Annotated in this window: 12 protein-coding genes; 8 read left to right on the forward strand and 4 right to left on the reverse strand. The window is 72.6% G+C overall.

The window, feature by feature from the left end:
* Positions 1-9: 9 nt before the first annotated feature.
* Entirely contained in the window at positions 10-318 is a 309-nt protein-coding gene (locus tag AB0C21_RS28580) for an ACT domain-containing protein (protein ID WP_500208344.1), read from the reverse strand.
* Positions 319-481: 163 nt separating this feature from the next.
* Positions 482-904, reverse strand: coding sequence for a winged helix-turn-helix transcriptional regulator (locus AB0C21_RS28585; RefSeq protein WP_500208345.1), 423 nt, complete (start codon positions 902-904; stop codon positions 482-484).
* An 88-nt stretch (positions 905-992) separates the two neighbouring features.
* Between AB0C21_RS28585 and AB0C21_RS28590 the strand changes: the two genes are divergently transcribed.
* The 6 genes from AB0C21_RS28590 to AB0C21_RS28615 all read left to right on the forward strand — a co-directional run bounded on the left by AB0C21_RS28590 (position 993) and on the right by AB0C21_RS28615 (position 10,091).
* Positions 993-1,820, forward strand: coding sequence for an NAD(P)H-binding protein (locus tag AB0C21_RS28590; RefSeq protein ID WP_500208346.1), 828 nt, complete (start codon positions 993-995; stop codon positions 1,818-1,820).
* 95 nt (positions 1,821-1,915) lie between these two features.
* Positions 1,916-5,965, forward strand: a complete 4,050-nt coding sequence (locus AB0C21_RS28595; RefSeq protein WP_500208347.1) for an HU family DNA-binding protein — start codon at positions 1,916-1,918, stop codon at positions 5,963-5,965.
* Between the two features lie 169 nt (positions 5,966-6,134).
* Positions 6,135-7,325: a sensor histidine kinase gene (locus AB0C21_RS28600; RefSeq protein ID WP_500208349.1), complete on the forward strand. Its 1,191-nt coding sequence runs from the start codon at positions 6,135-6,137 to the stop codon at positions 7,323-7,325.
* 99 nt (positions 7,326-7,424) lie between these two features.
* Entirely contained in the window at positions 7,425-7,667 is a 243-nt protein-coding gene (locus AB0C21_RS28605) for a VOC family protein (RefSeq protein WP_500208350.1), read from the forward strand.
* Positions 7,668-7,837: 170 nt separating this feature from the next.
* Positions 7,838-9,274, forward strand: coding sequence for a hypothetical protein (locus tag AB0C21_RS28610; RefSeq protein WP_500208351.1), 1,437 nt, complete (start codon positions 7,838-7,840; stop codon positions 9,272-9,274).
* Positions 9,275-9,353: 79 nt separating this feature from the next.
* Positions 9,354-10,091, forward strand: coding sequence for a hypothetical protein (locus tag AB0C21_RS28615; RefSeq protein WP_500208353.1), 738 nt, complete (start codon positions 9,354-9,356; stop codon positions 10,089-10,091).
* A 12-nt stretch (positions 10,092-10,103) separates the two neighbouring features.
* Here AB0C21_RS28615 and AB0C21_RS28620 read toward each other — a convergent pair whose 3' ends face one another.
* On the reverse strand, positions 10,104-10,709 hold the full coding sequence (locus AB0C21_RS28620; protein WP_500208355.1) for a hypothetical protein: 606 nt from the start codon (positions 10,707-10,709) through the stop codon (positions 10,104-10,106).
* Between the two features lie 198 nt (positions 10,710-10,907).
* On the opposite strand from AB0C21_RS28620, the gene AB0C21_RS28625 reads away from it, so the two are divergent.
* Positions 10,908-11,717 (forward strand): IclR family transcriptional regulator, encoded by an 810-nt coding sequence (locus AB0C21_RS28625; RefSeq protein WP_500208357.1) that lies wholly within the window; start codon positions 10,908-10,910, stop codon positions 11,715-11,717.
* Here the strand turns inward: AB0C21_RS28625 and AB0C21_RS28630 are convergent.
* Positions 11,705-12,055, reverse strand: coding sequence for an MmcQ/YjbR family DNA-binding protein (locus tag AB0C21_RS28630; RefSeq protein ID WP_500208358.1), 351 nt, complete (start codon positions 12,053-12,055; stop codon positions 11,705-11,707). The two genes, AB0C21_RS28625 and AB0C21_RS28630, sit on opposite strands and share 13 nt — an antisense overlap.
* Positions 12,056-12,137: 82 nt before the next feature.
* On the opposite strand from AB0C21_RS28630, the gene AB0C21_RS28635 reads away from it, so the two are divergent.
* Positions 12,138-12,473 (forward strand): CU044_2847 family protein, encoded by a 336-nt coding sequence (locus AB0C21_RS28635; RefSeq protein WP_500208359.1) that lies wholly within the window; start codon positions 12,138-12,140, stop codon positions 12,471-12,473.
* Positions 12,474-12,480: the final 7 nt, after the last annotated feature.

A 12,480-nucleotide genomic window follows, 5' to 3' on the forward strand; every position in this document is an offset into this window, starting at 1 on the left:
CGTGTTCAGTCATGCGGCCACCTGGTGGCCGGCTCGGCGAAGTATGCCGACGGCTTCCTCAAGCCGGTCGGCCGGGACGAGCACCAGGTCGCCGTCGTAGCTCGCCGCGGTCCAGACGGGGAGCTCGTCGGCGGCGAGCGGCGCGACGATGGCGCTGAGCATTCCCGTCGCCTCCGGGTCGTGCGCGTCATCGCCGTTCCACAGCGCCGCCCATCCGTCCTCGGCCGTGTCGTCGCGCCGCATCGCCGCGCCTCCGTCCGGACCGAGCACGAGCGCGAGCAGGTCGGATCCGAGGGCGACCGTGCGGACGTCGGACACCCGCTCGAGGACAAAGCGGCCCTCCAGCACGCGCAAGTTCTGAGTTCGAGCGGCCGGCGTCGAGCTGCGGTTCACAGAGTCCTCCAATTGCGTCACAGCGAGCCCGAACGGTGGCCGCCGGGCGGCACCGCGGGGAACCGTCACGATGAAACCATGCCGCAGGTCACCGGATGTCGTGGTCGGGGTTGGTCTGGTCGTATCGGTGCCGGGCCTCGGCGATGACGTCGCGATGAGTGAGAGACCAGTCGGCCAGTGCTTTCACCAGGTGGGTGAGGCTGTCGCCGGTCTCGGTCAGGCGGTAGTCGACCTGGGCCGGGACGGTCGGATACACGGTGCGGAGGACGAGTCCGTCGCGCTCCAGCCTGCGCACCGTGAGGGTGAGCATGCGCTGGGAGATGCCGTCGATCGCGCGTTGCAGTTCCCGGAAGCGCCGCGGCCCGCCGGCGAGTTCGACGATCACGAGTACCGACCACTTGTCCCCGATGCGGTCCAGGACGTCGCGGATCCCGCAGTCCGGGTGGTCCGCGCGTCCGCAGGGATCGAGCGCCGCGGGCTCGGCGGTTACCCCGGTGTGCGTGGGTGACATGAAACTGCCTCCTTGTGGCCGGCTGCGCGGGCGAATCAGGATCAAGCGTAGTTACCGAAGAGAACCACTACGGAAGTCTGTGACGCACATGATCTTGGTGACCGGAGCGAACGGAAGCCTCGGCTCGGCGACCCTCGCGGCGCTGCACGCCCGCGGCGCGAGCGCGACAGGCGGCAGCCGCACACCGAAAGACGGGATGCGGCGCCTCGATTTCGACGATCCCGCCGGCATCGACCTCGCCGGGGTGTCGACCCTGGTGCTGGTCTCCGCCGGTTACGCCGAGGACGACCAGGTCGTCCGGCGGCACGGGGCCGTCCTGGACGCCGCGGTCCGTGACGGCGTCCGCCATGTCATCTACACGAGCCTGACCGGCGCGGGCGACCACCTCGGCTTCGCACTGGCCCACCGCGCGACCGAACGGCTCGTGCGCGCCTGCGGCATGCAGTGGACGATCCTGCGCAACGGCCTGTACGCCGAGCTGTTCGGAGGTCTGCTGATGTGGACCGGCGACGGCGTGGAGTCCGCGTTCGGCGACGGCGCCCTGGCCGCGGTCGCCCGTGCGGACCTCGCCGAGGCCGCGGCGGCCGTCGCGGCGGATCCGGCACGGCACGGCGGGCGGGTCTACGAGCTGACCGGCACGCCGATCACGGCGGCGCAGGTGGCCGAACGACTCGAAGTCCCCTGCCGCACGATCGACCTGGGCGAGTACCGCCGCAGGCTCCTGAGCGTGCCGGAACTTCTGCCGTTCCAGCCGCCCATGCTCATCTCGATCGCGACGAGCGTCCGGCACGGCTTCCTCGACGGCAGCGGCCCCGACCTCGCCGACATCCTCGGCCGCCCCATCCGAGACCCGCTGGCCACGGCCGTCGCAGCCGCCTCCGCCGCGAGACCCCCGGCCCGGGCTGACGGCCGCTGACCCGCCGTCGACGGCGGTGAGGATGCTTCGGTGGCCGATGTCGGTCGTCGTGCGTACGCTGGCGCGTCAAGATCGAGATGGGGGCTGCGGCGCGTATGGGGTGGCGGATCGAGGCCGGCGGGTACACGGCGGAGTTCACGGACGATCTGGAGGTCGTCTTCCGCAATCCCCGTGGGCGCAAGCTCAAGCAACTTCCCGGGCAGATGGCGGGCGCGCCCGGTCTGTCCGCGATGTTCGCGGTGCGCCGGTACCTGAAGCGCCACGAGGAGGAGTGCGGCGAGACGGCGCGCTCGTGGGCGGCTCGGGGGGTGAGCGTTCCACACGCGCTCGCGGACGCCGACCCCTTCTGGGCGGAGGCGCTCGACGAGGCGGGCGTCACCCTGACCGGCGGGCCGGTCCAAGGCGGGCTGTGCGCTCGGACCTATGTCGGCCCTGACGACCGCAGGCTCACCCAGGTGCTCCGCGAGTCGGCCGTCCGCTACCGCGACATGCTGATGGCGGTGGACGGGTGGGAGCCGGAAGGCCTGTTCGAGACCGGCCTGCACGACCCCCACGGCGACGTGATCCCCTTCCCCGAGCGCATCATCGCTGCGCACCCCGACGCGGAGCGGCTCGCGGTGGAGAAAGTCCACACCCTGGAGGTCTGCACCGGTCGCTGGCACTACTTCTACAAGCCGGCCGTCGAGGAGATCCTGGCGGGCCTGGAGGAGACCGCGCCCGACCTCCTGATCTCGCTTCTGGACGCGGTGGCCGACACCGCCCTCACCTGCGATGAGCCCGAACTGGCCTCCGTCTGGTTCGGCCGCGCACGCAAGCTGGAGCGGACGCTGGCGCACCGTCCCGACCCGGAGTGGCTGGCCGACCGCTACGAAGAGCACGCGCGTGTGGTGTCCGCGACGGTCCTGCGGGCGTGGGTGCGCGATCTGAGCGCCAGGGGCGCGGCCACGCCGGAGGGCCTCGCCCGCTTCCGCGAGGTGATGGAGCTGCGGGTCGAGGGCTGCGGTGACGTCTATCCGCAGCTCGCCACCGACCTCCGGAAGATCGCCAAGGCCGCCGGGCTGGATCCCGAGGAGGAGCTCGCGGAGTTCGTGCGGTCGCTCTTCACGGCGGGCGAGGTATCGCTGACCGACGAGGCGTTCTGGGACGACGCGTTGAAGGGCCGTGCCATGGACCTGGTGTCCGGGCCGGAGGCGGCGCGGCAGGTTCTGAAGCTGCGCCCGAGCTGGCCGTCCTACGGACCTTTGTGGCTGAGGCTGCTCGACCGCAGCGGCGCCCTGGCGATGCTGGCCGGGGACGTCCCCGGCCTCCAGCGCGGGGAGGCCGCCGCCTGGCTGGTCGCCTGCGCGCAGGCACGTCAGTGGACGGACCCGTTCGGCAAGCTCTACGAGGTGGCCGAGCGGATCGCGCCGCGGCTCGCGGCCGACGGGGTGCCGGTGGCGTTCCGCTTCTGGCGGCTCGACGAGACCGGCCGCAGGCGGACGCCCCTGGACATGATCGACATTCTGCTGGAGCACGGCGTCCCCGTCGCCGACCCGCCCGAGCGGCTCGGCCCCGCGTCCCTGTCCGACCTGGTGATCACGCGCCGTCCCGAGCTGCGACATGTCCTGGCCGACGAGCGGTTCGCGCGGGAGCTGCGCGCCCGGGTGCGGGGCGACCTCGACATGACCGTCGGGGACAGCGCGTCCAACACCTGGTACGAGCCGCACGAGACCAAGGGCTGGGGCGCTCTCCCGGTGCTGTTCGACAACCCGGTCGGGCACGAGGAGGTGCGCGCGTGGTGCGCCCGCGAGCGCGCCCTGCTGCGCGAGGGCGTCGACCTGTACGGGCTGCGGATGCTGCTCGCCAGGTTCGTGCACGTGGGCGCGGCGGTGGACCTGCTGCTCAAGGACGCCGAGGCGGCGCGGGAGTTCGCGGCGGTGGACGTCATGGCGCTGCTCATGGCCGACCTGCCGGAGGAGTTCACCCGCGAGCGGGTCGAGGAGCTGCTGAAGCTCCTGGAACCCCATTACATCAACCGCTCGGTGTCGGGACCGAACTTCGTCGCCCTCTCCAAGGCACTGCCGGAGCTGAGGGAACGGGACCGGGAAACCTTCGACGGGGTCGCGTTCTCGCTGGTCACAGCGGTCAACTGCCGGGTCGGGCTGGAACGCCTCGTCCGCCGCCTCACTCCCGGAGAGGAGGCGAAGGAGGCGGCCCCGGCGCGGACCGTCGACCCGGTCGTGCGGCAGTGCGGCCGGCTCATGGACCTGGCGGGCTCCGGCACACCCGTCTGGGACGGCGACATGGGCACGCCGAGCGGCAAGTTCGACGGCAACCTGATCGGCCTGGAGCTGCGGCCGGACCACGTCAACACCGCCGAGTACACCGGCGTCCCCTCAAGGTCGAGGGCGCGTGCGTACCAGAAGCCGGCCGCCTACGCGTCCTACCCCTTCGTGTCGGGAGAGCCGGGCCGCTGGCGGGTGGTGCGCTGCGAACTCCCCGAGGACACGAAGGGCGGCAAGGCCACCCCTGGGATGGCGTTCCGCACGGCCACGTCCGTCGCCCTGGTGGTGAGCGCCCAGCATGGGGCCCCTCCCGAGCGAGTGCTGCTGGAGTACGCACCCGAGGGGAGGTTCGCCGAGGAGGGCCCGCTGGCGGCGGCCGGTGCGCGCCTGCTCGACGCCTGCGTGCTGGAGCCGGTGCGCTCCCGCGACTGGTTCGCGCGTTTCAGCGAGCTCTGGCGCGAACGGGACCGCCCCCAGATCAGCCCTGAACTGGCGGCCGCGTTCGCGGAGAAGACGGGCCTGTCGGAGACCGAGGCGGCCGTCGTGCTCCAGGGGGCGGTCTCGTCCGCGCCGTACCAGCTGGGCGAGGACGACCCCGTCCGGCTGGTCCACTTCGGTCGCGGGGCGTCCAACTGGACGCGGCGGAACACGGAGGCGGACCAGGCCAAGGAGAGCCTCAGGGCGCTGCGCCCGCCCGAGTTCTACACCAAGCTCTACGAACGGCTCCTGCCGGACGACCCGGAGGATCTGTGGACGTCGGGCCCCGCGGTCGACCGCGCGGCCGCGTGGTGCTCGGAGCAGTCGGGGGCCCCGTTCCCCGTGCCCGCCGGGTTCCTGCCCCGCGCGCTGAAGGAGATCACCCGGCCCAAGGGCGAGACTCCGCTGCCACGCGCGGGTCTCAAGGCCCCGTGGCCGTGGCGGAGCGGCCGTCCGCCGCTGCGGCATCGGGTGCTGCTCGGCCGCGTCGCCGCCGGCGCGGCCTGCCTCGCGGACGCCTCGATCTTCTCCGGCGAACCGGACCCACTGGCGCTGCCGCGCGTCGCCGCCTGGCTCGCCTACCGGACCCCGGCCGGTGATCCGCTGCGCCCCTCGATCGGCGCCGCGATCTCCCGGCTGCGCGGGGCGACCGGCCCCTGCACCCTGTTCTCGCTGCAGAGCAACCACCTGATGGGCTCCCCGCCGCCCACCGGCGCGCTCGCCGCCCATCCGGCGGTGACGCTCGTCGAGGACGACGTCTTCCGCCTCACTCACGTGCGGGTCGATCCGGCGGCGGTGAAGGGGCCGGACGACCCGCTGCTCGACGTCCTCGACGACTACTACGACGCGACCCTGCCGTCCCAGGTGGTGCCCGGCGGCTCCGGGCTCCCCACGCTGGCGGACCTGCGCCTGCTGCTCAGCGACGACTTCGCCGCGCTCGGCGCGCACCTGGCCACCGACCCGAACCTGGCGCCGGGCTGGGAGCAGCACCCGGCACGCTCGGTGCCGCACCTGGTGGAGGAGTGCGCGGAGACCCACCGGCTGGGCAAGGACGCGGCGGCCCTCTACCTGATGCTGCTCGCCCTGCCCGACCCGTCCGACCGCAACGTGAAGGAGTGGACCGGCTGGAAGCCCGCCCGGTTCAAGGCGGCGGTGGCCGAACTCGGTGGTTCGGGGCTCGTGCTGACCGCCACCCGGGCGCGTGCGGGACGCTCGCTGTTCGTGGACGGCGCATGGCGGGAGCACAAGGCGCCGCGCCTCCCCGTCGAGGGGCCGAAGGTCCGGCTGCTGCCGCTGGCGGACGAGCACCGCTCCTTGGCGAACATGGCCGCCGTCCCGTCCGGCCCCGTCCCCGACCTCTTCGACCGTGCCTGGCGGAACGCGCGGACGCCCGGACGGAGGTGAAGCCCGCCCGTCCGAACGGACGACTGTGTCGCGGCCGAGGGCCGGGGCGATCGCCGGCTCGTGATGATGGAGTCGGAGTCACCCCGCCGGTCAAGGCGGCGCGGTGTCGCCGGCTTGTACGGGGTTTTCGATACGCCGACGATATGGAGCGGCTCGTAGCATCGCGGGCATGCGCGTGTCGATCGTCGAGACGAACACCGCCGTCGTGGGCAGGCGCCCGGGGCTCAGCGCCCGGTTGAAGCTCACCCTCAGCTATGCCGGATTCCTCCTGCTGGGGGGCGGTCTCCTGCTGGCCGTGTTCTGGGTGTTCGTGCTGCGGTGGATGCGCGATGTCGATCCCTCAGCCATCCAGCAGAGATTCGGCGTCGTGATCGTGCTCGGGCCCGACCGCTCCGACCTCCTGCGCGGCTTCTATCCGGCCGCGGCCGCGGCGATGGGCTTCATCCTCGTGTTCGGCCTCCTCGGCGGATGGATCCTCGCCGGCCGGATGCTCGCGCCGCTCACCCGGATCGCGGACGCGGCACGGATGGCCTCCGGCGGGTCGCTGTCCCACCGGATCCGGCTGCGGGGGCGCAAGGACGAGTTCCGCGAACTCGCCGACGTGTTCGACGCCATGCTCGAACAACTCGAATCCCACGTCGCCGAGCAGCAGAGGTTCGCCGCGAACGCCTCCCACGAGCTGCGCACGCCGCTGGCCATCTCCAAGACCCTGCTCGAGGCCGCCCGCAACGATCCCGCTCGGGATCACGGCGAACTCCTCGAACGCCTCCACACCGTCAACGCGCGGGCGATCGACCTCACCGAGGCGCTCCTGCTGCTCAGCCGCGGCGAGCGCGGGAGCTTCACCCGCGAGCGCGTCGACCTGTCCCTCATCGCTGAGGAAGCCGCCGAAGCACTGCTCCCCCTCGCCGAACGGCGCGGGATCACGCTCGACGTCACCGGCGAGAAGGCCCACGCCCTCGGCTCCGCGGAGCTCATCCTCCGGCTGGTGACCAACCTCGTCCAGAACGCCATCGTCCACAACCTCCCGGACGGCGGCACCGTGACGGTCCACACCGAATCGCAGCAGGACGCGAGCGTGCTCCGGGTCGAGAACACCGGACGGCCGGTGCCGCCGGAACTGGTACCGACCCTCACCGAACCGTTCCAGCGCGGCACCCGACGCACCCGCACCGGCGAGCACGCCGGCGTCGGCCTCGGGCTGGCGATCGTGCACAGCATCGTCCGGGCGCACGACGGGACCTTTGCCCTCACCCCCCGCCCCACGGGCGGTCTCCTCGTCACGATCCGACTCCCCGCGGAGCAGGCAGGGGCGGCTCAGCAGGCGTCGTCCCCGGGCAGGGCTAGCAGGATCCGCTGACGGACGCCCCGGGCGAGACATTAATTCGCCAGTGGACGGTGGCACAATTACGGCGCCGTCACAGTTGACGGGCGCCTCTCCCGGGGCAGAGGGGTGACCATGGACATCAACTGCGTGATCGTCGACTCGGCCGACCCCGATCGGTTGGCGGCCTTCTGGAGCGAACTCCTCGACCGGCCGGTCGTCTCGAGTTCTGCATCATCCCGAAAGGCTCGGTCGAGCTCGACGACGAGGGCCGGGCGCACTACCTGCCGGCGGACGGGGAGGCGACCGTGTCCACATGAACCGCGTCGAAGGCCCCGAAACCCCCCGTGGGCTGGGGGGATGGTCGCAGTGGGCTGAGGGGGACGCGGGTGCGCTGGTAGGATCTCGGCCGATGCGTGGGCGGTCGTGAGTGACGTAGCCAGGTGGCTGTGAGAGGCGCAGCCAGGTGGCCCGCCCCGGCGTGACGCCGCCGGTCCCGGATCGGCGCAGGATTCTGTCCGCCCGCAGGTCCCACAGTTAGGTTCCCGGTGTCGTTCTCCCCTTCGGCCGTTCGCCGCAACTGGCTGTTCTGCGCGGTGCTGCTCGCGGGTGTCGTGCTGCGCGTGCTCGCCATGGTGGGCTTCCGGGGCGTGCTGTGGTTCAACGACAGCTACGACTATGTCCGGATCGCGGACGACCCGTTCCCCCATCCGCTGAGGCCGTCCGGGTACGGGCTCTTCCTCTGGGCGCTGAAGCCGTTCCACAGCCTGGCGCTGGTGACGGCGTTGCAGCACGCGGCGGTGCTCGGGCTGGCGGTGCTCGGGTACCGGATGCTCGTCCGCGACTTCGACGTGCGGCGGACGTGGGCCGCGCTGGCCGTCACGCCGGTCCTGCTCGACTCCTACCAGCTCACGCTTGAGCACCTCCTGCTGTCCGACACCCTGTTCACCGTTCTGTTGTTCGGGGCGATGCTGCTGCTGGCGAAGCCGGGGGCGACCGGGTGGCGGCGGGCCGCGCTGGTGGGCGCGCTGCTCGGCGTGGCGGCCGTCACGCGGACCGTGGGGGTGCCGCTGTTCCTGATCGCCCTCCTCTACCTGCTGGTCAGGCGGACGCGGTGGCCGGTGTACGTGGCGCTCGCCGTGACGTTCGCGCTGCCCGTCGGGGCGTACGCGACGTGGTTCCAGCGGGAGCACGGCCGGTTCCAGATGACCGGCGTGGACGGCATCTTCCTGTGGGGACGGACCGCCGCGTTCGCCGACTGCGACGCGTTCGCCCCGCCTCCGGATCTGGCCAGCCTGTGCCCGTACGGCGCGAAGGGCGACCGGTCCGCCTCGTCCCACCAGATCTGGGAGGACAACTCCCCGACCGGCTGGTCCAACGGGAAGGCGTTCGACGCGGAGACGAACGCGCGGGCGCAGCGGTTCGCGCTGTGGGCGATCAAGAACCAGCCGCTCGACTACCTGCGCGTCGCCTCCTACGACTTCTTCGTCCGGACGTTCTCGTGGCACCGGTCGCGGTACCCGACCGTGGGGACCGAGGCCAGGTACCACTTCCCCACGCGCCCCACGGCGCGCAAGCCGGGGCTGCCCGTCTACGGCGGCGGTGACCGGCGCTCGGTCGTGTACGAGTACTCCCACGGAACGGGCCGCACGCACGTCGTCGAGCCGTACGCCGGAGTGCTGCGCGGCTACCAGAAGCATGTGAGCGTGCCGGGGACGGTGCTCGGCGCGATCCTGCTCGCGGGCGCGGCGGGGATGGTGTGGCGGCGGTCGCGCGCCCGGACGGCGCTGTTCTGGACATCCGGTGTCGCCCTCCTGGCGATCCCCCCGATCACGGTCGACTTCGACTACCGCTACATGCTGCCCGCCCTGCCGTTCGCGTGTTTCGCCGCCGCGCTGGCATGGGGCCGCCGCCGTCCCGCCCCGGCCGCGCCGGAGCCCGAGCCGATCGAGGCGCCCCCCGAGGTCCAGCCCGCCGACGCCTGACATCGGGCCCGGACGTCGCGGCAGGAATGAGTACGAGAGCGGATGCCGGCGGGGCGCGGCGGTCGGGAGGATCGGGGGCATGCGCCGCTTTGTGATTCCGCTGGTCGTCCTGCTCGCCGCCGGGTGCGGGCAGCTGGGGAGCAGTCCCGAGGACGTGGCCGCCGACGACGCGCGTAAGGCCGCCGAGCGGGCCGGTGACCGGATCTACGACGCCCGGGTCCGGCCCGCGCAGGACATGGCGCACCGCGCCGCGGACCTCGACGGCGTCGAGGTCATGCGGGTGACCGGCGCCTCGACCGCTGGAGACGGCGTGCGGCTCGTGCTCCGGACGTCCGGGACGGCCCCGGACGACGGCTGGTTCCCGACCTCGACGGTCACCGTGCAGCGGTGCTTCGAGCTGCGGTTCTCCACCACCACCGAATGGCAGCACTACGGAACCCGCGATGTGAGGTGCCCGGCCGGGGGCCCGCTGACGTTCAAGCCATGGCCGAAGACACCGCGGCTCCCGTACGAGCAGCTGCGGAAGGCGCTGCCCCGCGTCCCGGAAGGGGGCAGGGCGGAGGAGGCGAAGGTCCGCGCGGCGGTCGCGTCGCTGCGGCTCGACCCGGCGGTCCGGCGCGAGTTCCGGACCGAGGGCGACGTGGTCGGCGTGGCCCTCGTCGCGAAGCCCTACGGGTCGGACCTGTTCGACTGCGTCCTGGCCCGCGTCGCGCCGGGCCGCACCAGCGTGTGGACGCCGCCCCGCATGCAGCGGATGGCCGGCGAGGGCGGCTGCGGAGCGGGCAACGCCGTCCACCCGATGCCGCCGCCCCACTGACCGGCGCGCGGGTCAGCGGATGAAGGGCCGCGGCGGAGGAGGCGGCGGCGGTGGAGGCGGGGGCGGCGGGGGCCCGGGGCGGTTCACCTCGATCTCGGCGCTCATCAGCGGGCGCTCCTTCGCCATCCGCATGCCGGGCACGCCCAGGAGGAGGCCCGGGACGGACAGCGCCGCGCACACGAACAGCCCCCTGAAGATGATCTTCTCCCCCTCCGCGGGGTCGCCGGCGTCCAGCGCGGACAGCACGAAGCGGGTGAAGACCACCATCGCGGCGCCGACGACGAGGTACCCGACGATGATCAGGAGTCGGCCGATCCGGTCGCGGGCGCCGCGGCGGCGGGCGCCCCGCCACAGGTAGCGGCCGATCGTCAGCACGATGGTCCCGACGAGGGCGACGGTGACGCCGTTGACCATGGGTTCCATGTCCCCGCGGGCGTCGCCCAGCCCGGCGGAGCCGAGTTGGGAGCGCAGGTCGCCGGAACCGGCGCCGAGCACCGCCTGGGCCGCGTAGAGGAACCTGAGCACCATCGCCGCGACGCCGATGATGATCAGGATCAGGCCGGACAGTAAGAACAGGACGTTGGGGCGGTGGGCCGCCGGGCGGTAGGGCTGGGTCATGGGATGGTCCCCCGGTGCGGTCGGAACTCCGGTGCGGCGGTGACACCGCGGTTCGGACCCCGGCCCCCGTGGCGCGGGCCCGCCGGCGCGGTGTCTCCGTCGCCACGGTCGCCGAGTCCGGTTCCGGACGCCAGGGATACGTGTCACTGAGTGACCCGCCAGTGGCTTTCAGCCCGACCGGGTACGACCATTGACGGCATGGAGGGCGACGAGGGCAGGGACGACCGGACGGTGACCGGGCGCGTCGTCGCCGTGCTCGACGCGGTCGCCGCTCGCGGCGAGCCGGTGGGGCTGGCCGATCTGACGCGCGAGGTCGGCATCCCGAAGCCCACCGTGCGCCGCATCGCCGCGGACCTGGTGGCGCGCCGGATGCTGGAGCGGGGCCCCGACGGGCGCTACCGGCTCGGGCCGCATCTGCTCGACCTCGGGAGCCGCGCGGCCCTCCAGCAGGGCCTGCTCACCGCCGCCACCCCGCACGTGCAGGACCTGTTCGCCCGCACCGGGGAGATCGCGTGGATCTGCCGGATCAGCGGCGGTTCGATCTCGTTCATGACCATGGCCTTCGGCGCCAACCGGGCGCCCGACGTCCGGCGGGGCGAATGGCCGAACGATCCCCGCAGCGCCGCGCTGCAGGGATCCGCGCTGGGACGGGTGCTGCTGGCCGAGCGGCCCGACCTGCTGGACGGCCTGCACGGACGGCCGCCGGCGCCGCAGACCCCTCGCGGCACCACGTCCTGGCCGCGGTTCCTGGACGAGCTCAAGGAGGTGCGCGACACCGCGGTCGCGGTCGAGCACGAGCAGATCCATCTCGGCTTCAGCTGCGTCGCCACGGGGGTGCGCGACCCCGGCGGCGCGCTGATCGGCTGCCTCGGCGTGACCGGGCGCACCGGCAGGCTGTCCACCCGGAGCATGGCGCGGCTCCTGCGGGTCGCGGCGGAGGACATCACCCGGGGCGCCGGGGCGCTGCTCGAACCGCCCCGGCCGCCGGAGGGGCGTCAGCCGTCCTGAAGGCCGAGACGGGCGGCGGCGACCTTCTTCGGGACGACCATCCGCCACGCGTCGACGACCAGCTCCTCCATCTCGGCCTCGTCGAGCGCCGCCGTCCACGCGTGGACCCAGTTGAAACGCATGTCGGATTCGCTCGGAAGGTGGAACTTGTCCGGCTCGGATTCGACGAGCGCGAGTCGCTCCTCCTTGGGGAACGCGAATCCCATGACGGTCTCGTCCCGCGAGAAGGCGATATAGACGATGGAGCCGACGCGGAACTTCACCCGGTCCCTGATCAGGTGCTCGGACGTGCGGGGCAGCGTCATCGCCAGCGCCCGCACCTGCTCGACGGTGATCATCTGTCCTCCTGTGGCCGCGGCACACCGCGCCGCTCCTCCCAGCAAAGCACCCCACAAGGCATGATCTTGTTAGATTTGCCGGGTGAACGAACTGGTGCGCTGGCAGACCGAGAACGGGACCATCGTCGTGGAGACCGACGACCGGGAGCCGGGGTTCCAGTCGGTGTCCCGCACCGGCGACCTGATCCACGACGCGGCGGGCAAGTTCGAGGACGCGTTCCAGCACGTCCGCGACGCGGCGCAGGCGGCGCTCGCGTCGCTGCGCGGAGGCGACCTGAACCCCGACGGGGTCGAACTGGAGTTCGGCGTCAAGCTCAACGCGGCGGCCGGGGCCGTCATCGCGAAGACGACCGTCGAGGGCCACCTGAAGGTCAAGATGACGTGGGGGCAGCAGCCGCGCGCCGCGGAGGAGGCGTAGCCGCATC

It is taken from the genome of Spirillospora sp. NPDC049024, from assembly GCF_040649235.1.
Lineage (GTDB): Bacteria > Actinomycetota > Actinomycetes > Streptosporangiales > Streptosporangiaceae > Spirillospora.